Annotated in this window: 23 protein-coding genes; 12 read left to right on the forward strand and 11 right to left on the reverse strand. The window is 60.2% G+C overall.

Features of this window, described 5'->3' with window-relative positions; all coding sequences use genetic code 11:
* Position 1: 1 nt before the first annotated feature.
* The 4 genes from GKA01_RS01440 to tsaD are packed head-to-tail and all read right to left on the reverse strand — an operon-like array spanning position 2 to position 4,972.
* Positions 2–841, reverse strand: coding sequence for a 23S rRNA (adenine(2030)-N(6))-methyltransferase RlmJ (locus GKA01_RS01440; protein WP_146858471.1), 840 nt, complete (start codon positions 839–841; stop codon positions 2–4).
* Complete coding sequence (locus GKA01_RS01445) at positions 838–3,516, reverse strand: DUF4132 domain-containing protein (protein WP_146858473.1); 2,679 nt, start codon at positions 3,514–3,516, stop codon at positions 838–840. The genes GKA01_RS01440 and GKA01_RS01445 overlap by 4 nt, the downstream gene beginning before the upstream one ends.
* A 1-nt stretch (position 3,517) precedes the next feature.
* The gene (locus tag GKA01_RS01450; RefSeq protein WP_146858475.1) at positions 3,518–3,874 is read right to left on the reverse strand and encodes a hypothetical protein; all 357 of its coding nucleotides are present in this window, start codon (positions 3,872–3,874) and stop codon (positions 3,518–3,520) included.
* A gap of 12 nt (positions 3,875–3,886) precedes the next feature.
* Complete coding sequence (gene tsaD / locus GKA01_RS01455) at positions 3,887–4,972, reverse strand: tRNA (adenosine(37)-N6)-threonylcarbamoyltransferase complex transferase subunit TsaD (protein ID WP_146858477.1); 1,086 nt, start codon at positions 4,970–4,972, stop codon at positions 3,887–3,889.
* A gap of 67 nt (positions 4,973–5,039) precedes the next feature.
* Between tsaD and hemC the strand changes: the two genes are divergently transcribed.
* On the forward strand, positions 5,040–6,089 hold the full coding sequence (gene hemC, locus GKA01_RS01460) for a hydroxymethylbilane synthase (RefSeq protein ID WP_146858479.1): 1,050 nt from the start codon (positions 5,040–5,042) through the stop codon (positions 6,087–6,089).
* Positions 6,090–6,124: 35 nt separating this feature from the next.
* Entirely contained in the window at positions 6,125–6,772 is a 648-nt protein-coding gene (locus GKA01_RS01465; protein ID WP_264789230.1) for a uroporphyrinogen-III synthase, read from the forward strand.
* A 12-nt stretch (positions 6,773–6,784) separates the two neighbouring features.
* Here the strand turns inward: GKA01_RS01465 and secB are convergent, their stop codons facing one another.
* On the reverse strand, positions 6,785–7,306 hold the full coding sequence (gene secB, locus GKA01_RS01470) for a protein-export chaperone SecB (RefSeq protein ID WP_146858480.1): 522 nt from the start codon (positions 7,304–7,306) through the stop codon (positions 6,785–6,787).
* A 194-nt stretch (positions 7,307–7,500) separates the two neighbouring features.
* Here secB and GKA01_RS01475 point away from each other — a divergent pair, with 194 nt between their 5' ends.
* The 4 genes from GKA01_RS01475 (at position 7,501) to GKA01_RS01490 (ending at position 11,871) form a co-directional block, all read left to right on the forward strand.
* Positions 7,501–8,298: a Tim44/TimA family putative adaptor protein gene (locus GKA01_RS01475; protein ID WP_146858482.1), complete on the forward strand. Its 798-nt coding sequence runs from the start codon at positions 7,501–7,503 to the stop codon at positions 8,296–8,298.
* 46 nt (positions 8,299–8,344) lie between these two features.
* On the forward strand, positions 8,345–9,499 hold the full coding sequence (gene mltA, locus GKA01_RS01480; protein ID WP_146858484.1) for a murein transglycosylase A: 1,155 nt from the start codon (positions 8,345–8,347) through the stop codon (positions 9,497–9,499).
* A complete protein-coding gene (locus GKA01_RS01485) occupies positions 9,496–10,314 on the forward strand; it encodes a DNA-methyltransferase (protein ID WP_146858485.1) in 819 nt (272 codons plus the stop codon). Before mltA ends, GKA01_RS01485 begins: the two co-directional genes overlap by 4 nt.
* 93 nt (positions 10,315–10,407) lie before the next feature.
* Entirely contained in the window at positions 10,408–11,871 is a 1,464-nt protein-coding gene (locus GKA01_RS01490) for a cytochrome-c peroxidase (protein WP_194265769.1), read from the forward strand.
* A gap of 52 nt (positions 11,872–11,923) precedes the next feature.
* On the opposite strand, the gene GKA01_RS01495 is transcribed toward GKA01_RS01490, so the two are convergent.
* Positions 11,924–13,132, reverse strand: coding sequence for a lipase family protein (locus GKA01_RS01495; RefSeq protein ID WP_228119712.1), 1,209 nt, complete (start codon positions 13,130–13,132; stop codon positions 11,924–11,926).
* A 173-nt stretch (positions 13,133–13,305) separates the two neighbouring features.
* A complete protein-coding gene (locus GKA01_RS01500) occupies positions 13,306–13,515 on the reverse strand; it encodes a hypothetical protein (protein ID WP_146858487.1) in 210 nt (69 codons plus the stop codon).
* A gap of 105 nt (positions 13,516–13,620) precedes the next feature.
* On the opposite strand from GKA01_RS01500, the gene GKA01_RS01505 reads away from it, so the two are divergent.
* Positions 13,621–14,256 carry a Smr/MutS family protein gene (locus tag GKA01_RS01505; RefSeq protein WP_228119710.1) on the forward strand — a complete coding sequence of 212 codons (636 nt, stop codon included), beginning with the start codon at positions 13,621–13,623 and terminating at the stop codon, positions 14,254–14,256.
* Positions 14,257–14,259: 3 nt separating this feature from the next.
* Here the strand turns inward: GKA01_RS01505 and GKA01_RS01510 are convergent, their stop codons facing one another.
* Together GKA01_RS01510 and hemF are read right to left on the reverse strand one after the other, a co-directional pair.
* On the reverse strand, positions 14,260–15,342 hold the full coding sequence (locus GKA01_RS01510; RefSeq protein ID WP_146858489.1) for a type 2 periplasmic-binding domain-containing protein: 1,083 nt from the start codon (positions 15,340–15,342) through the stop codon (positions 14,260–14,262).
* On the reverse strand, positions 15,339–16,256 hold the full coding sequence (gene hemF, locus GKA01_RS01515; RefSeq protein ID WP_146858491.1) for an oxygen-dependent coproporphyrinogen oxidase: 918 nt from the start codon (positions 16,254–16,256) through the stop codon (positions 15,339–15,341). The genes GKA01_RS01510 and hemF overlap by 4 nt, the downstream gene beginning before the upstream one ends.
* A 275-nt stretch (positions 16,257–16,531) precedes the next feature.
* Between hemF and GKA01_RS01520 the strand changes: the two genes are divergently transcribed.
* A complete protein-coding gene (locus GKA01_RS01520; RefSeq protein ID WP_146858493.1) occupies positions 16,532–17,416 on the forward strand; it encodes an S-methyl-5'-thioadenosine phosphorylase in 885 nt (294 codons plus the stop codon).
* Positions 17,417–17,468: 52 nt separating this feature from the next.
* On the opposite strand, the gene GKA01_RS01525 is transcribed toward GKA01_RS01520, so the two are convergent.
* Both GKA01_RS01525 and GKA01_RS01530 read right to left on the reverse strand, forming a co-directional pair.
* Positions 17,469–17,732: a DUF2934 domain-containing protein gene (locus tag GKA01_RS01525; RefSeq protein ID WP_146858495.1), complete on the reverse strand. Its 264-nt coding sequence runs from the start codon at positions 17,730–17,732 to the stop codon at positions 17,469–17,471.
* A 120-nt stretch (positions 17,733–17,852) separates the two neighbouring features.
* Positions 17,853–18,563 carry a dienelactone hydrolase family protein gene (locus GKA01_RS01530; protein ID WP_228119707.1) on the reverse strand — a complete coding sequence of 237 codons (711 nt, stop codon included), beginning with the start codon at positions 18,561–18,563 and terminating at the stop codon, positions 17,853–17,855.
* Positions 18,564–18,606: 43 nt separating this feature from the next.
* Here GKA01_RS01530 and GKA01_RS01535 point away from each other — a divergent pair, with 43 nt between their 5' ends.
* From GKA01_RS01535 to GKA01_RS01550, 4 genes are all read left to right on the forward strand, one after another.
* A complete protein-coding gene (locus tag GKA01_RS01535) occupies positions 18,607–18,801 on the forward strand; it encodes a DUF4169 family protein (protein WP_146858497.1) in 195 nt (64 codons plus the stop codon).
* A 130-nt stretch (positions 18,802–18,931) separates the two neighbouring features.
* Positions 18,932–19,222, forward strand: coding sequence for a co-chaperone GroES (gene groES / locus GKA01_RS01540; RefSeq protein WP_062027127.1), 291 nt, complete (start codon positions 18,932–18,934; stop codon positions 19,220–19,222).
* Between the two features lie 50 nt (positions 19,223–19,272).
* Positions 19,273–20,913: a chaperonin GroEL gene (gene groL, locus GKA01_RS01545; protein ID WP_146858499.1), complete on the forward strand. Its 1,641-nt coding sequence runs from the start codon at positions 19,273–19,275 to the stop codon at positions 20,911–20,913.
* A gap of 278 nt (positions 20,914–21,191) precedes the next feature.
* A complete protein-coding gene (locus GKA01_RS01550; protein WP_194265768.1) occupies positions 21,192–24,152 on the forward strand; it encodes a TonB-dependent receptor domain-containing protein in 2,961 nt (986 codons plus the stop codon).
* Positions 24,153–24,591: the final 439 nt, after the last annotated feature.

Genomic DNA, 24,591 nt, shown 5'->3' on the forward strand with positions numbered 1-24,591 from the left:
ATTATTCCTCTGCCAGCCGTTCGATATTGATCTGGATGTCTTCGGCATCGGGGGAACGCAGGCCGGTGGCGAGGGCTTCAAGAATGTTGCGGGCCTCATCCTCAAAGCCAAACGGTGCGTTGACGACCAGCAAGCCACAGCCATTCAGGCGGGACGGATCCACAGGCGGGCGGAGCAGGAACTCGCAGGCGAGCATGTCCCGGATGCCCGCGTCCTGAAGGGCCGTGTAGAAGGTGCGGACGGGTGTGCGATGCTTGATCGGGTACCAGACGGCGATGATCCCGGCGCGAAAACGATTGCGGATCAGGGCGATGGCCTCGGCGCAGCGGGCGAAATCGTCCGGTTTTTCAAACGGCGGATCAATGAGAATGAGGCCGCGTTTAAAATCCTTAGGCGGCAGGAGTGCGCGCAGGGCCTCGTAACCGTCACGATGATGCACGGCCGCCTGCGGATCTGCGTGGAAGAGGCGGCGGAGGGGCCTGACGTCTTCCGGGTGCAGTTCGCAGGCGATGAGCTGGTCTTGCGGGCGCAGTTCGGTGCGGGCGAAGGCCGGGGAGCCGGGGTAGCGGTGCCGATCCTGCACGTTGGGGCGGACGGCGTTGAGATAATCCGCAAGGGCCGGGGCTGCCGGACCGTCAAGCAGGCGGCCGATGCCTGCGCGCCATTCCCCGGTCTTCTCGGCTTCTTCTGACGTGAGGTCGTAGCGGCCGCATCCGGCATGGGTATCGAGGACGACGAAGCCTGCGGGTTTGCGCTTCAGGGCCTTGATCAGTGCGAGAAGCAGGGCGTGCTTCATGCAGTCGGCGAAGTTTCCGGCGTGGTAGATGTGGCGGTAGTTCAAGAGACGTTTTCCGGGGGGGAGGCGGGGAACTGCCTGAGGATGACGGGATCGTTGATTTTGTCATCGGCAGCGAGAAGGAAGATTTTCGACAGGATGACCGAGAGGGTCTGGTCGTCGTCGAAGGGCAGGGCGATGCTGAATTTCTTTTTGCGGGAGTCGGGTACGATGCAGATATAGCGCCGGTCGGGATCGAGGAAGATGTTTCCCGTTCCAATATGGATCCGGTAGCTGTGCAGGACGCCGCGGACATGGGCATGCGTGTCGGTAAGTTCGAGGCGGTCCGCGATGGTGAGACGGGGGAGGATCCGTTCAAGCGTCTCATAACGGATGCGGGCGCGGCCGTTGAGGGAGGTGGTTTCGTCCTGCTTCCACATGGCGAGATCACTCAGGCGGCGCCATTCGCCGATGGAACGGCCTTCCGCGCCGTCGAGATAGGTGACTTCAAGGCCGATTGAGGCCACGCTCACGAAGAGGTCCAGATCGCGCATGACTTCCGAAAAAATCAGCGGTGGGACGTCTTCGAGCGCGACCGTGTCCTTGCCGATGGTGAGCTTTTTGCCGCCGTCCTGACGCCACGAGCCCTTGTCCGTGACGGTGCGGAACTGGACCCGATCTGTGAGGATATGGGTGAATGTTCCATGATGGAAAGCGGCCTGTCCATCGACGCCGGCGGTCCAGATTTCAGCATGCAGACCGGCGGCGGGAATGGTCAGGCTGGTGGGTTCGCCCTCGCTTGAGGGCATGTGCATGCTCAGGGTGCGCACGCGCCAGCCGCGCTGGCGGCCGAGTTCGACGGACTGTGCCTGACGCAGGACCTGCCTTGCGTAGCGAAGGGAGGCCGGAGACGTGGCGCGCTCGGCGTCCGTCAGGACATAGGTTTCGCGCCAGGCCTGACGGATGGGCTGGACGAGGGCGATGGCTTCCAGTGTGTCGCGCCACTGGTTGACGAAGGCCATATCAACGTCCAGCGGATGCCAGAGTGTAAGGGTTTCGTCGTCGCGCAGGGGAGTTGTCGGGGTGCCGTCCGGGGCGATGGGTGTGCCGTTTGGGAAGAGGACGGTGCGCTGTGTGCCGTCGGGCGCAGTGAGGGTCCAGATCTGGCGGTGGGCGAGCCAGGACAGGACGGGATGGGCCAGATAGTTTGTGCGGAAACGTTCGGCGGTCCAGCGCTCCTGAGTGAGCCAGGAGCGTTCGAGACGCAGGCGGTGGGCCTGCATTTCCTTTGTCAGGTCGCGGGCTTCTTCCCTGAGTTTTTCATAGGCACGGATGGTTTTGAGTTCGGCTCGGATTGCGGGAGGGACCGGGCGCAGTTCGGTGCCATCGGCGGAGAACAGTGTGATCGTGCCGGAGGCGTTGGTTTTGAGGGACAGGGTCGCGGTCAGGCCGTTGGGAAGCGGAACGGTCCGTTCATGATGGCTGTCGAGGTCGTGGGTATAGGCGGAGCGTTCTTCGAGCTCCGTGATGCTGGTGCCGGATTTTCGGGCGGAGTCGGCCAGGGCGGCGTTGATCTGGCCGAGCATCAGGGAATGACGGGTTTTCTGGCGCAGGGCGATCTGTTCGTTGATGGCGTCACGGTCTGCGGTGAGGCCGAGGGCACGGATAATGCGGTTGAACTCAAAGAGTTTTTCGTTCTTCTGGAATTTTTTCGCCAGTGTGCTGAGGAGTTGTACGTCTTCCGGCTCGCCACTGACGGCGACGAGCCAGAGGCAGCCACACAGGATTTTATTGAGGTTGAGCAGTTCCGCGAGAGGGCGTTTTCCCAGATTTTGCAGTCCCAGTGCCGCAGTGTCCATTCGCCAGAGGGTTTCCTGTTCCGGTATGAAAGCGTCTGGCTCGGCGGTGAGTTCGTAAGCTGCTTCCCGAACAGAGCCAGTAGCCTTGATGCGGTTGTTTGCATGCAGGACGAGGATGGGAAGAATGGCGGCGCGATAGAGCGGACCATCGATCCAGCGACCGTCCGCCATATTGAAATCGCGTAGAATGGTACGGGCCAGGATCAGAACGTCCTGTCCGTCGGGGGCAGCGAGAATGGCGGCTCGGTCGCGCAGGGTTCTGACGGAGGGCGTAACGTTATCCGGGGTGGAGAGGCGATCAAAGACGGGATCGTCCACATTGCTCGGATATAGGGTCAAGCGAATGATGTGCTGGCGGATGAGGCGGAAGGCGCCAGGGCGTTCAACAGGGATCCGGATATAGTCTGCCCGGGCCTGGGCAAGCCATTTCAGATCTATGATGCGATGGGATTCGGAATTCACGGACGGGGCTGGACCCGAGCCGAATATTTCGAAGCGGGTCCAGTAGGAATGGCGTTTCGCCAGTGGAATGGGGGCTTTGGGATCAAGGCTCTCGCGAGAGAGACGCTCCAGCCATTTCGGAGACGTAGGCCGTGGCGCTGTGCCCATCGTCTCGGGCAGGAAATAGGCGGCGAGAGGAATGGTATCGCTGCGGTATTGGTAGGCATGCTCCTTAAAGGCGTAGCCTTTGTAGGCGCATCTCTGCTGTTCGTAGAGTTCGACCCATTTTTTTCTGGCGTCTTCAAAAACCGTAGGGCAGCGGGAGCGCATCAGGGTGCGCCACTCGATGAAGGCCCGCTCCATGTCGCCCACTTTTGACAGGAGGCGATAGAGCGGGCCGCCGGGCAGGGAGGCGACCAGAACCGGATCACGCTGCTGCATATCAGCCTCCGACCAGCGGGATGAGGCGCATAAAGGTGATGGTCATATCCGGAATGAGGGTGATGCCGTCATCCAGATTTGGGATCTGATGGTCATTGATGATGACCAGATAGGCGCGGCGTTCAAAGCCCGTCAGGGCATGGTCGATGGCGGCTTCCACGGTTTCGATACAGGGTGCGCCCTGCGGAACGAGGGCGGTTTTTTCGTCCTCTGTTTTGCTGCCGTTGTCCCATTCGAGACGAACGCGTTCGGCGATCAGGTCCCGCACGCGCAGTTGTCTGCGGGCTTTCCAGTCAAAGCGCAGGGCGGCTCTGCTGATGCCTGTCCCGGTCTCGTCGCGGATGAGGATGGCGGTCATGTGGCTTCCTGTTCAGGCGTGAGCGGGTGTGCGTTCGGAAAGGGGCCAGCGGGGGCGGGCTGCGGTGTCGATTTCGTTGGGTGTTTCGCCCGCATGAAGGCGTTCGAGCGCGGCCCAGGCGACCATCACCGCATTGTCCGTGCACAGCCGCAGGGGCGGTGCGAAGAAAGGGATGCCGTGACTGGCAGCGACCTGTTCGAGCGCATGACGGAGAGTTTTGTTGGCCGCGACACCTCCCGCAACGACGAGGGCCGTAGCATTCGGGCTGAGGGCGAGGGCGTGTTCGGCGCGGTTGGCCATCACATCGGCGACGGCGCGCTGGAAGGAAGCTGCGACATCTGCGGCGAACTGTCGCGGAAGGGCCTCCTGTGCTCCGGTCGGGTCCTGTGTGTCGATCAGGCGGCTGACAGCGGTTTTCAGGCCGGAGAACGAGAAATCACAGCCATCGCGGCCCTTGAGCGGACGGGGGAGCGCATAGGCGTCGTCCCGCCCTTCGGTCGCGAGTTTTTCCAGCGCGGGGCCGCCGGGCCATCCCAGGCCAAGCATCTTGGCGACCTTGTCGAAGGCCTCTCCGGCGGCGTCGTCGATCGTACCGCCAAGGCGGACATAACGGCCGGTTTCCTCGACTGAAACGCACTGGCAGTGGCCGCCCGAGACCAGCATCGTCAGGTAAGGGAAGTGTAGATCCGCGCCGAGGCTGGGGAGGCGGGGGGTGAGAATATGGGCCTCGATATGGTTCACGGCCACGAAGGGGCGGTGTAGCGCCATGGCCAGTCCTTTGGCGTAGGAACTGCCGACGATCAGACCACCGATCAGGCCGGGCCCCGTTGTCCCGGCAAAAATGTCGATGTCGGCGAGCGTCAGGGACGCTTTTTTCAGGACTTCCATCACCAACGCAGGCAGGGCGTCCAGATGGGCGCGGGCGGCGATTTCCGGGACGACGCCGCCGAGAATGGCATGGTCGGTCTGGGAGAGGACGCCTTCGGCCAGGATCGTGCCGTCGTAAGCGAGAATGGCGCAGGCCGTGTCGTCGCAGGAGGTCTCGATGGCCAGAAGCGGGCGCAGAGCCGGAATGGGACGTGCAGTGATGGGTGACATGGCCCATATTATGGCCGAGTCCGTCATATCATGACAGCCCCGTGTGAATGGGCTAAAGCTGCCGTTCATGAATGCTCCCGTCCTGCCTTCCGACGCGCTCCAGAGAGTCGCGGCGGAAGCCGTCCGCCGTTCCCATGCCGCTGAGCCGCCTACCGGCCGCAAGCTCCCTCTGCGTGTCGGGTCGCGCGCGTCTCCGCTGGCGCTGGTCCAGACGCGGAACTTCCTGACCCGTCTGACGCGGTTCTGTCCGGTGCTGCGCGACATGGGCGCGTTTCAGGAATACCAGATCAGCACCGAGGGTGACCGCAATCAGGCGCAGCGTCTGGCGGAGATCGGCGGCAAGGGACTTTTTGCCAAGGAAATTCATGAGGCGCTGGTGGACGGGCGGATCGATTTCGCGGTGCACAGCCTCAAGGATCTGGAAACCAACCTGCCGCCGGGCATCGTGCTGGCCTGTACGCTCAAGCGCGAGGATGCGCGTGATGCGCTTATCCTGCGGGATCGGACCGTAACGGTCGATCCGGAACGTCCGTATGACTGTCTGCCTGAGGGTGCGCTGATCGGCTGTGCGTCCGTGCGGCGTCAGGCGCAGATGCTGCATGTGCGGCCCGATCTGCGGTTCGGACTGCTGCGGGGTAACGTGCAGACGCGACTGGACAAGTTGCGGGCCGGAGCATGCGATGCGACGCTTCTGGCGCTTGCGGGGTTGCGGCGCCTGGGCATGGAAGACCGTGTCGATGTCGTGCTCGAACCTGACCAGATGCTTCCTGCGTCCGGTCAGGGGATTGTGGGCGTGACGGTTCGTGAGAGCGATCTGGAACTGCGTGAGCTCCTGTCTGCGATTGAAGATCCGGAGGCACGTGCCGTTTCGACGGCCGAGCGTGCGCTTCTTGCCGAACTGGACGGGTCGTGCCGCACGCCGATCGGCGGTTACGCCCGGATCGAGATGGGCGTGCTGAAACTGAGCGGCCTGATCGCCAGCGAAGACGGGACCTTCCTGCTGCGCCGGGAGATCGAGGGCGCACCGTTTGACGCGGCCCGGATGGGGACGGAACTTGCGGATGAACTCCGTCGCGATACGCCGTCCAATATCTTTGAAGACATGAGGCGTCCCTGACGACTGACCGGTCTCGGGAGGGGCGCGTCGTTCTGGTGACGCGTCCGGAGCCCGGGCTGTCTGCTACTTTGGCGCAGGTTCGGGCAAAAGGATGGGACGCCATGGCGTGCCCCATGCTCGATATCACGACATTCGCACCGATTGTGCCCGCGCCTTTCCAGGCCGTGCTGGTGACGAGCGCCAATGCTCTGCCGGCTTTGCGGGACTGGCCGAAGGACCGGCTTATTGTTGCTGTGGGTGGCCAGACCGCTGCCCGAGCGCGCGAAGCGGGGTTTGCCAATATTCTGGCGGCGGCAGGGGATGCCCAGGCTTTGGCCGGGCTCTGTCGGAGACACGGCATAACCGGTCCGGATGTGCTTCTGGCGAGTGGCGTGGGCTACGGTGTGGAGCTGGCGCGGGAGCTCAACGTACAGCGGGTCGAGGTTTATGCCGCCTGCAAACGAACCGCACTGCCGGAAGATGTCCGGGCGGCTCTTCGGGACAATCGCGTCGATTCCGTGATGCTGTATTCCGGGAAAACGGCGGAAGCCTTCAGGGATGCTCTGGGTAGCGAGGAGGTCGCCGCACTGGGGCGCGTCAGGGCGCTCTGTTTGTCAGAGGCCATTGCCGCGCGCCTGAATTCCGGGGAATGGCGCGCGGTGACGTGGCCCGATCCGCTGGAGCAGATCGGGGCCGTAGTCTAATCAGGCTGTGGCTTATGCTTCGCCGGCGGGTTCCGGGAACTGCTGGGCGCGCTTGGCCTGCCACAGGGCAACGAAGTCGATCGGCTGGAGCACGACGGGGGGGAAGCCGCCATCCCGTGTGACATCGCTGACGATGGAGCGGACATACGGGAAGATCAGGCGCGGGACTTCAACCAGGAGGATCGGCTCAATGAGTTCCTGCGGCGGGTTGTTCAGCGTCACGACAGCAGCATAGGTCAGTTCGGCGATGAACACCGTCCGGCCAGCCTGTCCACCTTCCTGTGCCGGCGGTTCAGCGGCTTCCGCACGCACGGCCAGTGCGACTTCGTAAACGGCCTGCTCGTCTTCCAGGCGATTGGCCTGAACGTCGATATTGACGGAAATCTGCGGAGCGGAGCGCAGTGTGGTGAAGATCGAAGCGCCTGCCGGAACCTCGAAGGACAGGTCCTTCGTGTACTGCAGGTTGATGGCCAGCGGCATGGGCGGCACGTTTTCCTGGCCCAGGGCGGCGTTTTCGGTCGTGTTCTCGGACATACGGTCTCCGGGTCCGCAGGGGCGAACCCCGAGGCGGACATCGATTTGGAACGATTGCGATCCTTCGGCGGTAGCATGATGTCCGCTGCGCGCCAAGACACGCTTCTACTGGACAGAAGGTTGAGATCGGGCGCATTGCACCCTATCTCTATGGTGAGAGATTTATCAGCACACACTGCAAAACACAGGACGTCATGTCTTCCAGCGACATCCATCTTCCCGCCGGCCTTATGGAACACGCGGGTCATCATTTTCCCTGGGACCTTGTGGTTCTTTTCGTGCTTGCCGCGGCACTTGGGGTGAGGCTCTATCGCGTGCTTGGCCGCCGTGTTGGAATGCAGGGGGTCCGTCAGGAGCGTCCGGAGGCCGGTCGTTTCGGCCTGAAGGCAAAGAAAGCCGCACCTTCCGATGCGTCCCGACCCCGCACGCCGCCTCCGCTTCCCGGACAGGCGACAGGAGAACGTGGCGAGGCGGCTTCAAATGCGCCCGCCATCCCCGAAGTTGAATATGATATTCCCGCTCCCGCAACGCGGGTAGGGCAGGCGCTGGGCGAAATAGGGGGGCTTTTCCCCGGATTTTCAGCAGCAGGCTTTCTGAAGGAGGCTGAAACGTCCTTCCGGCAGATTGTGCCCGCGTTTGCAGTCGGGGACCGGGTCGCGCTGGAAAAGCTGCTCACGCCGGCTTCCATGGACGCATTTTCTGCTGCGATTGATGCACGTTCCGAGGCTGGTGAAAGCCAGCGTAGCGATCTGCGGGGCATTGAAAGTCTGTCCATTCCCGATGCGATGCTCGTTTCGGTTGATGACGGAAGTAGAGGTGCGCGAATCGAGGTTCAGATCGTGTCGCGACAGGTGAATATCCTGACGGATCGCGCGGGAGAGCCTCTGCTGGGCACGGAGGCAGTGACCGAGTTCCATGACCTCTGGCTTTTCGAGCGGATGGCCGGACAGTCTGACACCCTATGGCGATTGGCGGCTTCACGCCCGGCCTGACAAGTCCCGTGTTCTATTGCTTACTCCCTGGATTTTCTGCCGCTCGATGAAAAAAATTCTGACCCTGCTGACATTTGGGGTGCTTTGCGGCTGCACTCCTCAGAATACGTCCTCCACTCTGGCACTCACTCCGGTAGGTTATGAAAGCCTTGCAGGTTGGGGGCAGGAAGATTTCACGTCCCTGATGCCGCTTTTGCGCAGTGACTGTCGTCGTCTGTCGCAGCTGCCGCCGGAAACAGTGCTTGGGGGCAGCGAGAGCATTCCTTACGGACGGCATGTTTCGGACTGGAGCAACGCCTGTGCGGCTCTGGCCAGCGCAACGGATGGCCGGACTTATCTGGAGACGTGGTTTCAGCCCTATCAGGCGACGGATGACGCATTTTATACTGGGTATTTCGAACCGCAGATTGCGGCGTCCCTGACGCGGGGGGGGGAGTATCAGGTTCCGGTTTACGGGCGTCCGCGTAATCTGGTCCGGGCGAAGGCGACCAATGGCCAGATGGTCAATGGACGATGGGTCAACGGACAGTTCGCGCCGTATTATGACCGTGCGGCCATTGATGGTGGAGCGCTGGACGGGCAGGGGCTGGAGATCGCCTGGTTGAAAAGTCCGGTCGATCTGTTTTTCCTTCAGATCCAGGGATCAGGGCGTCTGATTCTGCCGGATGGCGGGCAGGTACGTGTCAGTTATGACGGGCGTAATGGTCAGGCCTATGTGCCGCTCGGGCGTGTTCTGGTGCAGGACGGCGAACTGCCTGCAGACGGGGTCAGTATGGACAGTATCCGTAACTGGCTCGAAGCGCATCCGGACCGGATGATGTCCGTCATGGAGCGCAATCCGAATTATGTCTTTTTCCGTCGCGATGACGGCGATCTGGCTCAGGGGCCGAAAGGGGCATTCGGGATGCCGCTGACGGCCGGGCGTTCTGTGGCAGTCGATCGGTCCATGGTGCCGTTTGCGATGCCTCTCTGGGTTGAGACGAAGCTGCCTTATGGCGCGGCTCAGCCTGTGAGCTGGGATCATCTGGTGTTTGCGCAGGATATTGGGACGGACATCAAGGGGGCCGGGCGCGCCGATCTGTTCACCGGCTGGGGCGCGACTGCGCAGTCCGTGGCGGGGAACCTTCATGCTCATGGGCGTATGATACTATTTCTGCCGCGGCAGCCTGCGGATTCGCCCCCGGGTTCTGGGGCGCAATGATCCGCAGTCGCCGGGAGAAGCTCGGTGTCCATACGCTGATCCGGGGGGACTGTACGACGGTTCTCAAGCGTATGCCGGCGCAGAGCGTGGACGTGGTGGTGACGTCGCCGCCGTATAACCTGGGTGTGCCGTACCGGACGTATCAGGACAGGCTGCCGGAAGATGCATATCTGGACTGGCTGGAGGATGTCTGCACCAGTCTGTGCCGGGTGATGAAGGATGACGGCTCGTTCTTTTTGAACATCGCGGGATCGTCGTCCCAGCCTTGGCTGCCGTTCGAGCTGATGACGCGGCTGCGCAAGCTGTTCGTGCTTCAGAACCACATCACCTGGATCAAGTCGATTTCGGTGGGTGAGATTACTTACGGGCATTTCAAGCCGCTGAATTCGGCGCGCTTCGTCAATCGTAATCATGAGCATGTGTTCCATCTGACCAAGACGGGGAACGTGCCGGTGCAGCGGCTGGATGCGGGTGTGCCGTTTACGGACAAGAGCAATATCGTGCGCCGTCAGCACATTACGGATCGACGGTGCCGGGGTGATACGTGGTTTATCCCCTATGAGACCGTGCGTAGCCGCAAAGAGAAGTTCAGCCATCCGGGGACGTTTCCGGTGGCGCTTCCCGAAGCCTGCATTCGGTTGCATGGGCTGAGGCCGGGTGGGGTGCTGTTGGATCCGTTCATGGGATCGGGCACGACGCTGGTGGCGGCGGAACGGATGGGCTGTGTGGGGATCGGGATTGATACCGATACGTCTTATGTGAACGTGGCGCGCAAGCGGGTGCGCGCTGCGATCGATCATGAGGACGAGGATTAATCGACAGCACCTGTTTTTCTGACAGGTTCAATCACTTTGACTTGCAATGCCATTTTTCCACATTGTCACGACACCGTGAGTATGAGGAGAAAAATGGTGCGTTCCAGCACGATTATAAAGGGAATTGCCGGTCTGGTGGCGCTGGGCGTTGTCGCCTGGGGCGGGACTGTCACTTATCTTGAGCATTTCGATCATGCTGGAGCACCGCAGCTTCCTGCCAGCAGCCCGACGCGACAGGACCCGACGGCCATGGCGGCGTTCACGGCTCTGCGCGAAGTGCGCTGCGATTACTGCCATACGCAGAATGCGAACCTGCCGTTCTATTTCAGCCTGCCGCTGGCCAATCAGATCATGAAGCGCGATCTGGTGCAGGGTCAGCGCCATTTCGAATATGCGCCGGTGCTGGCTGCGTTGCAGCAGGGCAAGCCGCCTTCTGTTGAGCAGCTTTCGCGCATCGAGGAAGTCATCACTCAGAACCGTATGCCGCCTGCGGCTTATCTGCTGATGCATCCGCACGCCCATCTGAACGAAAAGCAGCGCGTGGACATCCTGAACTGGGTGCGTGAACAGCGCGAGCGTTATTATGCGACGCCGGGTGTGGCGGCGCAGTTTCGTGGCGAGCCGATCCAGCCAATTCCTGAGAGCGTGGGCGTGGACTGGAAGAAGGCCGAGCTAGGCCGGGCGCTATTCTTCGACAAGGGGCTGTCGGGTGACGGGACGCTCAATTGTGCAAGCTGTCATGGTCTGGACAAGGGCGGCGTGGACAACCTGACGACTGCGACGGGTATTGGGGGCCAGAAGGGGCCGATCAATGTGCCCAGCGTCTATAATTCCGTGTTCAGCATGTCCCAGTTCTGGAATGGTCGTGCGAAGGATCTGGCGGAGCAGGCGGCAGGACCAGTCATGAATCCGCTCGAAATGGGTTCGCATGACTGGGCGACGGTGGCCGAGCATGTTCGGAGCACACCGGGTTATGCCGGTCAGTTCGAAGCGGCATTTGGCTCAGATCAGATCGATAAGGACACGATCACGGGTGCGATCGCGGAATATGAAAAAACGCTGATCACGCCGGACAGCCGTTTCGATCTGTATTTGAAGGGCGATGCGAAGGCGATTACGGCGCAGGAAAAGCGCGGCTATGAGCGTTTCAAGGAAATCGGCTGCTCAGGCTGCCATAGCGGTATTGCTGTGGGCGGTGACGCTTACGAGATTCTTGGGTTGGAAGGCCCGTATTTCGAAAACCGTCACACGAAGCTGACGGCTGCCGACGAAGGGCGCCTGTCTGTGACCCATGCGGAAGGCGATCGGGCGCGGTTCAAGGTCCCGAACCTGCGCAATGTCGAACTGACCGGCCCGTGGCTGCATGATGGTTCGGCCACCACACTGGAGCAGGTCGTGCGGGAGATGGCACGTTACGAGACCCCGGATCGGGACATCGCCGATCAGGATGTCGCGGATATCGTGGCGTTCCTCAGAACGCTGACGGGAAAATACGAAGGCATTCCGTTGAAGGATGTGCCTGCTGACCAGCCGCTACAGGCTCCGGCTTCCAACTGATAAGAGACGGCCCCGAAATTTTCGGGGCCGTTTTTTTAAGGGATGACCGCGATTACTGCGGAATGGGCGTGCACTGGGGAGAGACCGGTTTGCCCGACATCACGGCCGTGGTGAAAGTTGCGGAGTCCGGCAGGGAGGCATTGACCGTCTGGCTGTGGTCAAGCCCTTTGTAGAGATGGGCCTGGACAGTGGAACCCGCCGCACAGGCAGCTTTCACCAGCCCGAGTTGCAGAGGTGGTGGTACGTCCCGGTCTTCCGTGCCCGTTCCGGTAAAAAGAGGCTGGGCCAGCTTCAGGGTCGGGAAGGTCATGGCTTGCAGCGCGGGGCTCATGGCCTTCAGGAAGGTCGGCTGAAGACTGTTCTGCAACGTCAGGCCTGCATCTTTTGTTTGCCGTGAAAGTGTCGTCAGACATTCGTGGGCAGCGTTGCGATACACAGCAAGCGCTTTTGACGTGAATGCCTGTTCGGGGCGAAAGCGGGAGTCATGTCCCTCCAGGCCGGCGGCAAGATAGAAAACATAGTCGATAAGCGGACTGTAGCCCGCATCAGGACGTGCGGCCGCTTTCAGAAGACCGCCTAGCAGTTCAGGTGTCACATAAGGTGCGCCGGTGGCGACCGTGCCACGAATGTCCAGTTCAGGAGCATAGGTGGGAGCGTAAGCCGCTGTGGCGACCGCAGCCCCTCCACCCTGGGACTGACCGACGATCATGATTTTGTTCTGAAGATCGGGGACGCTGCTCAGTGCTGCGCGGAGACTGTCCAGCACGCTGTAGGCTTCTACGCGGGTGTCCAGATAGGCATGGGTTCCGGGGGTGCCGAGGCCCTGATAATCCGTTGCGACAATGGCGAACCCCCTTTTCATCCAGGTCGAGAGGTAGGCGCTGTTGCGGTCACTGTAAGGGTTGAGTGAGGGGGCACAGCTATCGTCGACGCCAACTGTGCCATGAGCCCAGGCAACGATTGGCCAGCCGCCTTCGGGAGGCGGTCCTGGGGGAAGTATGATTTCTGCCGTTACGGGAACCAGCCCTTTACCAGTAATGCCATTTGTCGACAGGTAGGTTATCCGCAGGGAACGTCCCGCATCTGGAAGGCCGAGAGGATCAGCAAGGGGAGCCGAGGCGACGAGGGCGCCGGGTTTGTGCGCCGTGGTTTTCTGAATGCTGGCAGGAGCCGCTGCCAGCACCGGATCTGTGAGCGCAGCCGCGCAGAGAGCTGTGCCTGCAAGCAGGAAAGAGAACATTCGCGGATAATGCAGAGGCATAGGAAATCCTTTGTCAGTCTCGTCTGAACCGGGCGCGCAGCCGAAATATGCAGCCGGGGCAGGCTTGCGTCAGCTTCAGACGAGACTGACGCCCTGATCGTTAACGTCAAGTGAATTTCCTGGGTTGAATTCTCCGGACCCAGACTGAGCTGATGATTTATGAAAGATCGCAGTCAGTCGTCCTGTGCAAGCCGGCGGTCGGCCGCCTTGTAGATTTGGTCGCGCTCGTCGGTTGAAAGAAGTCCCCGTTCATATTCCTGTGTCGCGCGGGCCTTGGCGTTACTGGCGCGGGCCCGCGTATCGACCGGGTAGGCACGCTTCTCGGGAAGGCCAAAGGCACTATCAGGCAGGCTGTCGCGTTCTTCCTGGGTGAGGTGGCTCATGATCCTGTTCCGTAAGCGGTTGAAGGCCGGACGATAAACCTATCAGCGTCGGAAAAGACCTGAAATCCCGAAAGAATATTGTTCAATCATGCTGGAAGCCGTTACATGCTCAGGACCCCGGGAGGGCTGTCGGACAAGATAGGCCGGACAGGAAGCGAGGATGGTGTGGCGAAACGGGATCTGAGAGAAGACGAGGAGACGCTGTGGCGGATGGTTGTCCGCGACATCAGACCGTTACGGTCTCCCCGGTCCCCGTATAGGTTCCCGCGTTTTGTCGCGTCTGTAGAAAAATCCGTACCGTCACTGCCAGCCCGTGATGGGGTGCACTCCGGAGCCGTAATGTCACGGATCTCGCCTGCCAGTGCGCCTTCCGCCAGACCTGTCGTGCGTCCTTCAGAACTGTCCGTAGGAGTTCGGGCACCGGGGCTGGACGATACGAGCTGGAAGCGGTTGTCCCGCGGACAGATGAAAGTGGATGCGAGACTGGATCTGCATGGATATGTCGTTCAGGAAGCGTTCGAGCGGCTGCATGACTTCATGCAGAGGGCTCGAACGAGGAACTGGCGCTGTGTAGAAGTTGTGACAGGGCTCGGCAGTGGTCAGACGAGTGGTCAGATCCGCCGTGAACTCCCTCTGTGGCTCCAGCGTGGGGATTTGCGATCCATGGTACTGGCCGTCGTTCATCCTCATGCGGCCAATCATGGGTCAGTCCGGATTCTGTTGAAGACCCGCCGTCGCTGACGTTCAGATGTGACGGGTTTCCTGCCCCTGTCGCCACCGTGGAGTATTGACGGCGAGCCAGCGTCGCAGGGCCAGCGTAGCGCCAAGATCGGGAACAGTCCGGGACAGGAACGGCTCAGCGTTTTCGCCTGTGGCCAGTTTGAAATGGTGCAGATCTGCCCAGTGCCGGACGCCTGAATCTGAAACGGTTGCAGAGCACGCCCGGCTCCACTTCCCGACGACTTCCGGGGGGGTCAGCATCGGCAGGGCGATTGCCATGGCTGTATCTGCGGAAGCGGAGACAGCCTGCCATGCGTGATAGAAGGGGCCTTCAGGAGCGCGGCGGCGTGCCTGCTGATAGGCTTCCAGAAAAATCGGAATGTTGCTCGAATGGGTGTCGGTCAGATCCCCGGTGTAATAGATCGCGCCTGTTCCTTCAGGCAGGTTGGCCAGAACGTCATCTAGCGGGCGATCGAGCGTGTACGGAGAAATTTGGACTGCATCCACGTCCCCGGCATGTAGGGCGCTTAGGGCTGCGGAAGAGTCGACGTAGCCCACGACCGGAATGGGGCGGAGGCCGAGTAATGACAGGCCCATCAGCGCATTCAGTTCCGGACCGCCGATATGGGAGACAGCCAGACGCACCGGGTGATCATGGAAAAAACCCGTCAGACGGCTGCGAAGAGTCTTGTGCAGTTCGGTGCGTGCGATCACGACAGTGGTCGTGGATGCTACGAGAACCGGCGTCCAGCGCCCGAAATCGTAGTGAACGCGCGTGTCCCCTGTCAGGGAGGCCAGTAGGGTGGATCCCGGGAAAGCGAGAGCAGTGTTGCCGTCGGGAGCGCTGTTGGCGTCGAACAGGTTGGCGGCGCGCACTCCGTCCTGACCGATATCGGGGGTCAGTTCGAGGGGGGTGTCCAGATCCAGGGATCGTGAGAGCGCGGCATTCGCGAGTTCTGCGAACTGTCCGGGAATGGAGGTTAGCGTGCCGCCCAGAAGAAGCTGCACGTCCGTTGCAGCGGCGGCCCATGCCGGGGTTTTCAGGCCGGAGGTCGCGCCTGCGAGGCCTGCCAGTCCCCCGAGGGCTGCACGTCGGGTCAGTTTCACGGCCAGCGGACTTCCGGCGGCATGCTCATGAGAATGGCCTCAGTATTGCCGCCCGTTTTGAGGCCGAACAGCGTGCCGCGGTCATGGAGGAGATTGAATTCCACGTAGCGGCCACGTCGGATCAGTTGTGCGTCCCTGTCGGCATCCGTCCAGGGTGTGAACATACGGCGGCGTACGACCGCAGGATAGGCATCATGAAACGCCATGCCGACATCCCGGGTAAACGCGAAATCAAGATCGGCGTCGCCAGTGTAGAATTGATCGTAGAAAATGCCGCCCAGACCGCGCGGTTCGTTGCGGTGATGCAGATGGAAATACCGGTCACACCATTCCTTGAAGCGGGGATAGTGCTCCGGATCGTGCCGGTTGCAGGCATCTTCGAAGGATTTGTGGAAATAGGCCGCGTCTGACTGTGCTTCTGCGCTTTCGGGGAACATCGGGGTGATGTCGCCGCCGCCGCCGAACCAGCCCTTGGTCGTGATGATCATGCGCGTGTTGAAATGCGCCGCGCTGACATGCGGGTTGCACGGATGGGCGACGAGCGAAACGCCGGTTGCGAAAAAGCGCGGGTCTTCGTCGGCGCCGGGGATATTCTTGCGGAATTCTGGGGAGAATTCGCCCCAGACGGTCGAGACGTTGACGCCGACTTTTTCAAACACGCGCCCACGCATGACAGACATCACACCGGCCCCGCCTTCGGGGCGGCTCCAGGCCGTGCGCTCGAAGCGGCCGGGAGCGGTGCGGTCACGCAGGACCTGCGATCCACCTTCAGCGGCTTCGTCTTCGAGTTTTTCGTAGGACGCGCAGATACGGTCACGGAGGGTTTCGAACCAGGCTTTGGCGTCCTGCTTGAGGGCGTCGTGAGGCACGTCTGGACGAACGGTTTCGACGAAACCGGGGCTGATCTGGTCCATTTTTTCTTCCCCCGTCTATACAGGACAAAACTTCGTTACGCGCAGTGTCCTAGCAAATCGTGCCGTCGCCGAACAGTTAGCTGATGCATGCCTGCCGGTGATCCGTGGCGGGACGATGGCGCAAAGACGTTTTTCATTTCGTAAAAATGGCAGCGTTTTGTGAAAAAGTTTCTCTGAATGCTGAAATACACCGGGTATGGGCCGCAAGGCTTGCGTGTCGGGCCGTCTCGTGGTCCAGAACTGGCGAGCAGATCAACCACCAGTCAGGAACAGACATGTCTTCGGAACAGGAAATCCAGCCCGTCATCGGTGTGATCGGTGGCTCGGGACTATATGATATCGACGGACTCGAGAACAAGGAGTGGCGCCGGGTGGAAACGCCCTGGGGTGAGCCGTCCGACGAACTGCTGTTCGGCACTTTTGAAGGCGTGCAGTGCGTGTTTCTGCCGCGTCATGGGCGGGGGCATCCCATTCCGCCGTCGCGCCTGAATTTTCGCGCCAATATCGATGCACTCAAACGTGCGGGTGTAACGGATATCCTGTCACTTTCGGCGGTGGGATCGCTCAAGGAAGAGCTGCCGCCGGGGCATTTCGTGCTGGTGGACCAGTTCATCGACCGTAGCTTCGCACGTGAGAAGAGCTTTTTCGACACGGGCTGTGTGGCGCATGTCGGGATGGCGGATCCGGTTTCGGCACGCGTGCTGGATGTGGTGCAGGGCGAGGCAAGTGCGCTTGGTATTCCGTTCACACGGGGCGGGACGTATCTGGTGATGGAAGGTCCGCAGTTCTCCACACGCGCAGAGAGCGAACTGTACCGATCCTGGGGTTGCTCGGTCGTGGGTATGACGAACATGCCGGAAGCCAAGCTCGCACGCGAAGCAGAGATGAACTACGCGACTGTTGCAATGGTCACGGATTTCGACTGCTGGCATACCGAGCATGACAGCGTGACGGTCGAGGCGGTCGTGAAGGTCATGACGGGCAATGCGGAGAATGCGCGTCGTCTTGTGAAGGCTGTTATTCCAGCTTTAGGCAAGAAGCGTCCGGTTGATGCAAGTGCCGAACGGGCTCTGGATCATGCGATCATTACGGCGCCTGCCGCGCGCGACCCGAAGCTGGTTGCAAAGCTCGATGCCGTTGCGGGCCGTGTTCTGAAGTAGGGCCGAAGCCCTGTAGTTGCCGCGCCTTTGTCAGGCGCGGCGTGAATCACACTCAGTCGAAATTGTGGTTCGGGTCTGCGTTCAGGTCGATGCCTGCACGCGCATCATCAATTTCTACGCCGTCCAGTTCTACCGGCGGCAGATCCTTGACCGGGGTGCCCTGCGGCACGCCTTTGATGGCGATCAGATCGGTCGCTTTTTCGAGGTAGGCTTCGGGGCCACCGTCCGGCTTTCCGTCGGCTTCCCACAGAAGGTGCGCTTCGTGTCGGATCGCGGCGTCGCGCTTGGGATCGTCTTTGAGCGGATTGGTGCTCATCTTGAAACTCCTGTCTGATCCGGTGCGGTATTGGCCGGAATTGCCATCGTTATAAAACCCCTCCAACGGTTTTGCGACATGCTGTGTCATCGGAAGGGGTGCCTGAAGGACGCAATGACCTCAGGCGAGGTTGGTTTTCAGGAAATCGATGCTGCGGGACCAGGCGAGATCGCGGGCATCACGGTTGAAGCTCGGGCGCTCGGGGCAGCCGAAACCGTGACCGGCATCGTCATAGACATATTCCTCGACCTCGGGGCGGGTATCGCGGATCTTCTGAACTTCGGTATGGGGAATGGAGGAATCCTCCCCACCGAAATGTAGTTCGACCGGACAATGCGGTGCAGTTTCGATATGGTTGGCGATGCCGCCGCCATACCAGCTTACGGCTGCGTCCACCTCATGAGTGCGCGTCGCGGTCAGCCAGGCGAGCAGACCGCCCCAGCAGAAGCCGATGATGCCGATTTTTTTGTGCCCGGCATCGCGCAGGGACTGCACGCAGGCGGTGATGTCGGCCAGCGTTTTGTCGGATGGAATCTTGCTACGGAGTTCGAGGCCTTCCTTCACGCCGTTCTGTGAATAGGGTAGCACAACGTCGGTTTTCGCGCGGTCGAAAGCTGCGGGCGCAAGGACGTGGAAACCTTTCGATGCGAAGTCGTTGCAGACATTGCGGATGTGATCGGTGAGGCCGAAAATTTCCTGCATAACGACGAGGGCGAAGGGCGACTCCGCTGAGCCTGTTTCCCAGGCACCAAAGCTATGTCCGTCTGTTGCCGTCAGGGTCACCATCTGGCCTGAAACGGGGGTTTTCTTGTCTGCGGGGCTGTGTTTCATGTCTGTGTGTCCAATTCTTTTGCTGCCGGGAAGGCCATGAGCCGTGAGCGACATCATTAATCTCCGTCGGGAACGTAAACGCCGCAAGGGGATTGAAGATGCGCGGCTGGCAGATGCGAACCGGAGACTGCATGGACGTACAAAGGGCCAGAAGGTTTTGGAAAAGCAGGAGAAAGACCGTCTGAATGTTCTGCTGGACGGGCGGAAACTTTCTCGGGACGACAGCGAGACTCCTTGACGAAAAAGGCATGGGGGCCTATCTCATTGGCACTCTCCATGCGAGAGTGCCAAAATGCACTGCAGTCATTGAGTGCAGCAACCCGGTCACGCTGCTTTGTACAAGGGTGTGGCCATAAATGGAGCGATCCATGACGAAGTTTCGTCCCCTTCATGACCGCGTGGTGGTCCGTCGCCTGACGGGCGAAGAGAAGACCGCTGGCGGCATCATCATTCCTGACACCGCCAAGGACAAGCCGACCGAAGGCGAAGTCGTTTCCGTCGGCCCGGGTGCCCGCAACGAGCAGGGCCAGATCGTGGCTCTGGACGTCAAGGCTGGTGACAAGGTGCTGTTCGGCAAGTGGTCCGGCACCGAGGTCAAGATCGACGGCGAAGAGCTGCTGATCATGAAAGAGAGCGACATCATGGGTGTGATCGGCTGATCAGCCGTCCCCGTTTCCTCTCGTAAAAACCTCATTCAGGAGTAAGAATTATGGCTGCCAAGGACGTAAAGTTCGGCGCTGATGCCCGCGAGCGTATGCTGCGTGGCGTTGATATCCTCGCAAATGCCGTCAAGGTGACGCTCGGCCCGAAGGGTCGCAACGTTGTTCTCGACAAGAGCTTTGGCGCACCGCGCATCACCAAGGATGGTGTGTCGGTTGCCAAGGAAATCGAACTGGCTGACAAGTTCGAGAACATGGGCGCCCAGATGGTCCGCGAAGTCGCGTCCAAGACGAACGACATCGCAGGCGACGGCACCACGACCGCAACCGTGCTGGCTCAGGCCATCATCCGTGAGGGCGCCAAGGCTGTTGCTGCTGGCATGAACCCGATGGATCTGAAGCGCGGCATCGACAAGGCTGTCGGCGTTGTTGTTGAAGAGCTGAAGAACAACACGAAGAAGATCACGTCTCCGGAAGAAATCGCCCAGGTCGGAACGATTTCCGCAAACGGCGAGACCGAAATCGGCGAGATGATCGCTTCTGCCATGCAGAAAGTCGGTTCTGAAGGCGTCATCACGGTTGAAGAAGCCAAGGGCCTGCACACGGAACTCGACGTTGTCGAGGGCATGCAGTTCGACCGCGGCTACATCTCCCCGTACTTCGTGACGAACCCGGAGAAGATGACGGCTGATCTCGAAAGCCCGTACATCCTCATCCACGAAAAGAAGCTCTCCTCGCTTCAGCCGATGCTGCCGCTTCTCGAAAGCGTTGTGCAGTCCGGCCGTCCGCTGGTGATCATTGCAGAAGACGTTGATGGCGAAGCACTTGCTACGCTCGTCGTGAACAAGCTGCGTGGTGGCCTGAAGATCGCTGCCGTCAAGGCTCCGGGCTTCGGTGACCGTCGCAAGGCTATGCTGGAAGACATCGCCATCCTGACGGGCGGCCAGGTGATTTCCGAAGATATCGGGATCAAGCTGGAATCCGTCACGCTCGAAATGCTGGGTCGCGCCAAGAAGATCCACATCGAGAAGGAAAACACCACGATCGTCGAGGGTGCTGGCAACAGCGACGACATCAAGGGCCGTTGCAACCAGATCCGCGCGCAGATCGAGGAAACGACGTCTGACTACGACCGCGAGAAGCTCCAGGAGCGTCTGGCAAAGCTGGCTGGTGGCGTTGCCGTCATCCGCGTCGGTGGCAGCACCGAGGTCGAGGTGAAGGAGCGCAAGGATCGCGTTGACGATGCCCTGCACGCAACCCGCGCTGCCGTTGAAGAAGGCATCGTTCCGGGTGGTGGCACGGCCCTGGCTCGCGCATCCTCCGCTCTGAAGGGTCTGACCTTCGACAACGACGACCAGCGCGTCGGTGGCGAGATCGTCCGCAAGGCCCTGCAGGCTCCGCTGCGCCAGATCGCTTTCAACGCCGGTGAAGACGGCGCGGTCATCGCAGGCAAGGTGCTTGAGAATGACGGTTATGTCTTCGGTTTCGACGCCCAGAAGGGCGAGTACAAGGACCTGGTCGCAGCCGGTATTATCGACCCGACCAAGGTTGTCCGTACGGCCCTGCAGGACGCCGCTTCGGTTGGTGGTCTGCTGATCACGACGGAAGCCATGGTTGCTGAACGCCCTGAGAAGAAGGCTCCGGCCGGCGCTCCGGGTGGCATGGGCGGCATGGGCGACATGGACTTCTGATCGAAGCCCGGTCTGCCTCCTGCCTCTTCCTGAGAAGAGGCGGGGATGCCTGATCTGTTGCAAGAAAGCCTCTGCCCTTCGGGGAAGGGGCTTTTTTTATTTTAGTTTTGTTGCTGAATCCAAACGAAAAACCTGGGCCGGGTATAATCGTTGCATTTATCACACATGTTGCATCCAAGTGCTCTCTGGAAGCATGGCTGGTATGTATTTTTCGTGACAGTCACGCTCTGAGATCTTTAGACAGGGAACAACATTTTTCTGAAGGATTTTGTTCTTTGATGAGCACATCTCGTCGCCACTTGTTGCTGTGTGCATCAATTCTCGGAGTTGGGACCCTGTCAGGAACGGCTTTCGCCGCTTCCACGACACAGCCGGAACATCGTTCCCACAGGGCTGTGCATCACAAGGCAGCCGCTTCGACGACTGTTGCAAAACCTGCTGTTGCGCCCCTGCAATCCGTGTCTGTGCCTGTCGCCACGACGGCCCCAACCTCTGCCAGCCGCCGTCGTGCTGCTGTTCTTGAGGCGCAGGGCGTTTCGGGTGGTTCCGAGCGTATGGTCGTTACGGGATCGGCGCTTGCCTCCTCGAACAACCAGAACGCCAACCCTGTCCAGATCGTGACGGCCAAGCAGATTCAGCAGACTGGCGCCACGACGCTCAGTGACTTCTTCGCGCGTATTCCGTCTATCGGTGGGACAGGGTCAAACAACGCGGAAACCAACGGTACGGGCGGTGCGTCCTGCACAGACATCCGTAACCTTGGCTCCAACCGCGTGCTGGTCCTGATCGATGGCAAGCGTGCCACGCTGAATGGTCAGACGAATTGCATCGATCTGAACGCGCTGCCGGTTCAGCAGATCGCCAGCGTCGAAATCCTCAAGGATGGCGGTTCCGAACTGTATGGAGCGGATGCTGTGTCGGGCGTCATCAACATCAAGATGCGTCATAATCTCTCGGATGGAAACATCACGGTCCGTGGTGGCATTACCGGGCAAGGCGACAACGATACAGGCATGATTTCCGCCTACAAGGGCTGGAACTTCGATCATGACAAAGGCAACCTCACGCTGTTCGGTCAGTACATGACCCAGGGTGGTGTACTGCAGCGTAACCGCAGCTGGGCCAACCCGGTGCAGCTGTCCGATAATCCGCTGGGTTCGGGTGGAGAGTCCTTCGGATCCGGTTATTCCAACTACACGCATGTCCAGAGCGCATCTGGCTTGAGTGCTGCAGTTGCGCCGGACGGCAAGACGGTGAGTAGCTGGGGTGCGAACGACCGTTATGACTATGGGCGGCATCAGAGCCTGCTCAACCAGCTTCAGGATGCCAGCCTCTCGGGTGATTTCCACTACGAGTTCAACAGGCATGCCAACCTGTACTCCAATGTGATGTACTCGCATCGGACCAGCTCCACCTATATGGCAGCCGAGCCGTTTGACGGTTCTGTCCAGCCAAGCACGCTGCCGTCCGTTCTGACTGTGCCGGCCAATGATCCGAACAACCCGTTCGGTCAGGACGTGGACATCACAAAGCGTCTGACGGAGCTCGGGGACCGCCGCGACGAGAACGCAACCGACACGGTCACGGCCAAGGTGGGTGTGAATGGTGAGATTGCTTACGGCTGGAATTACGACCTGTCGTATACCTACGGTTCCAACATGTCGACGGATCATCTGGAGAACGTGGGGTCGTACACGAAGCTGCTGAACGCCTATGGTCTACAGCAGGTTGACCCGTCCAGCGCGACGAGTGCTCTGGTTTATAACCCGTCGGTTTGCCCGTCTTTCGGGTGCAGCAATCCGTTCGGGACGATGGGCAGCCAGGCTGCATCCTACGTCAACTACAACACGAACACGCATTCGCATTACCAGCTTCGTGACTGGAACCTGCGCATCAACAACAACCACGTGACGACGATGCCCTGGAAGGGCGGCGGCGATCTGGGTATTGCGGTGGGCTTCGAGCATCGTGGTGAGCAACTGACCAACACGCCTGATGAACTGATCAGCAGCGGTCAGAGTCTGACCAACACGGTTCTGCCGACCAGCGGTGGCTTCGACGTGACGGAAGGTTATGCGGAAGCCAAGGCGACGTTGCTGAAGAACGTCTTCCTTGCGAAGGATCTGACGGTTGACGTGCAGGGGCGTGCGTCTGGTTACAGCACGACGTCGGATACGGCGAAGAACTGGAAGGCCTCCATCAACTGGGCCCCGACGCAGGATATCCGTTTCCGCGGTACGATCGGTACCTCCTATCGTCAGCCGAACGTCTATGAGCTGTATGGCGGCCAGTCGCTCAGCTACAACCTTGCCAACGATCCGTGTGATGCGGGTCAGGTCGGCAACTATGGTGCTGCTTCGGCGACGGTTGCGGCGACCTGTGCAAAGCAGGGCATCAACACCTCTACGTTCCATCAGTCCGGTACTGGCCAGGTTCCGACGCTGGGTGGCGGTAATGCACATCTGGCACCTGAAATCGGACGGACCTACACGTTCGGTACGATCATAACGCCGCGTTGGATCCCGAACCTCTCTATTTCCGGTGAGTTCTGGCACTATTCGGTCAACCACACGATTAGCGCGCTTCCGACGCAGTATATTCTGGACGCATGTTACAAGGGCACCAGTCCGTCGCTGTGCAATTCGGTAAACCGCCTATCGAATGGCCAGATCAATACGGTATCGGCGACGGACCAGAACACAGGCGCTCTGCATGAAAGCGGTGTGGACTTTGATTTCGACTACCGTATCCGTGTGGCACGTCGTGATGTCCTCTCGGTATCCAACAACTTCCAGTACCTGCTGAACTACACGCAGCAACTCGTTCCGGGCGGTCCGTTCACCAACTACACAGGTGCGCTGCTGTATGCCGGTGGTCCGAACAACGGCAATGCATCCTATGGCATTCCGCGCGTTCGTGATTATGCGACCTTCGGCTGGACCCATGGTGCGTTCACGGCGACCTATATGGTGCAGTTCATCGGCGGGATGCGCTGGAACGATCAGACCGAGTTCCTGAACTCTACGTCGGCTGGCCGTTACAAGACGCCGATGATGATCGAACAGGATCTGACGCTGGCATACCGCTGGAAGAAGTGGAACTTCGAGAGCGGCATCAACAACATCACCAACAAGAAGCCGCCATTCGTGGCCAGTGGCGTGGATAACAGCGCCGGCGCGACCTATGGCAGCTTCTATCAGGGACGTTATTTCTTCCTGCAGGCCGGTTTGAACTTCTGATCCTGTCAGTCTGAAAAACGGCCTGGATCTTTCGGGGTCCTGAAGAGCCCCCGGCCTGTGTGGTCGGGGGTTTTTTTGTGCGAGTTTTTCGGGGCGAGGGGAGGAGCGCGATTTCCTGATTGATGGCCGCTAAAACATGTCGAAATGTAACTGGATTCTTGGAGAGAGGCTCATGCGTGGGAATATCGACGATCTTGCAGCGCTGATCAGGGAGGCTGAAGGCGGTTGTAAGCACCTTCTGGAGAAGTTCGCGGTGTTTTGCGATTAGGCTTTTCCGCGCCAGACGACAGTGTCGCGCATGAGTGAGGCGGGTTGAAGTAGACGGGCAATTTCGGGAGATGGGCTGTCAGGCCGTACATGGAGGCGGACCGAAAGATCCTTGAACTCGTGACAGATAACGTCACCGATGGCGCAGAACGACAGGCTCGCGGTCGAGCGG

This window comes from Gluconobacter kanchanaburiensis NBRC 103587, assembly GCF_007988905.1.
Lineage (GTDB): Bacteria > Pseudomonadota > Alphaproteobacteria > Acetobacterales > Acetobacteraceae > Gluconobacter > Gluconobacter kanchanaburiensis.

Excerpts from the sequence above, each read along its gene's own strand:
- GKA01_RS01495 (WP_228119712.1), bottom strand. The coding sequence starts at position 13,132 with ATGCCTCTGCATTATCCGCGAATGTTCTCTTTCCTGCTTGCAGGCACA.
- tsaD (WP_146858477.1), bottom strand. The coding sequence starts at position 4,972 with ATGTCACCCATCACTGCACGTCCCATTCCGGCTCTGCGCCCGCTTCTG.
- GKA01_RS01505 (WP_228119710.1), top strand. The coding sequence starts at position 13,621 with ATGCTCAGGACCCCGGGAGGGCTGTCGGACAAGATAGGCCGGACAGGA.
- GKA01_RS01525 (WP_146858495.1), bottom strand. The coding sequence starts at position 17,732 with ATGAGCACCAATCCGCTCAAAGACGATCCCAAGCGCGACGCCGCGATC.
- GKA01_RS01445 (WP_146858473.1), bottom strand. The coding sequence starts at position 3,516 with ATGCAGCAGCGTGATCCGGTTCTGGTCGCCTCCCTGCCCGGCGGCCCG.
- hemC (WP_146858479.1), top strand. The coding sequence starts at position 5,040 with ATGAATGCTCCCGTCCTGCCTTCCGACGCGCTCCAGAGAGTCGCGGCG.
- groL (WP_146858499.1), top strand. The coding sequence starts at position 19,273 with ATGGCTGCCAAGGACGTAAAGTTCGGCGCTGATGCCCGCGAGCGTATG.
- groES (WP_062027127.1), top strand. The coding sequence starts at position 18,932 with ATGACGAAGTTTCGTCCCCTTCATGACCGCGTGGTGGTCCGTCGCCTG.
- hemF (WP_146858491.1), bottom strand. The coding sequence starts at position 16,256 with ATGGACCAGATCAGCCCCGGTTTCGTCGAAACCGTTCGTCCAGACGTG.
- GKA01_RS01520 (WP_146858493.1), top strand. The coding sequence starts at position 16,532 with ATGTCTTCGGAACAGGAAATCCAGCCCGTCATCGGTGTGATCGGTGGC.
- mltA (WP_146858484.1), top strand. The coding sequence starts at position 8,345 with ATGAAAAAAATTCTGACCCTGCTGACATTTGGGGTGCTTTGCGGCTGC.
- GKA01_RS01550 (WP_194265768.1), top strand. The coding sequence starts at position 21,192 with ATGAGCACATCTCGTCGCCACTTGTTGCTGTGTGCATCAATTCTCGGA.
- GKA01_RS01490 (WP_194265769.1), top strand. The coding sequence starts at position 10,408 with ATGGTGCGTTCCAGCACGATTATAAAGGGAATTGCCGGTCTGGTGGCG.
- GKA01_RS01485 (WP_146858485.1), top strand. The coding sequence starts at position 9,496 with ATGATCCGCAGTCGCCGGGAGAAGCTCGGTGTCCATACGCTGATCCGG.
- GKA01_RS01475 (WP_146858482.1), top strand. The coding sequence starts at position 7,501 with ATGTCTTCCAGCGACATCCATCTTCCCGCCGGCCTTATGGAACACGCG.
- GKA01_RS01450 (WP_146858475.1), bottom strand. The coding sequence starts at position 3,874 with ATGACCGCCATCCTCATCCGCGACGAGACCGGGACAGGCATCAGCAGA.
- GKA01_RS01500 (WP_146858487.1), bottom strand. The coding sequence starts at position 13,515 with ATGAGCCACCTCACCCAGGAAGAACGCGACAGCCTGCCTGATAGTGCC.
- secB (WP_146858480.1), bottom strand. The coding sequence starts at position 7,306 with ATGTCCGAGAACACGACCGAAAACGCCGCCCTGGGCCAGGAAAACGTG.
- GKA01_RS01530 (WP_228119707.1), bottom strand. The coding sequence starts at position 18,563 with ATGAAACACAGCCCCGCAGACAAGAAAACCCCCGTTTCAGGCCAGATG.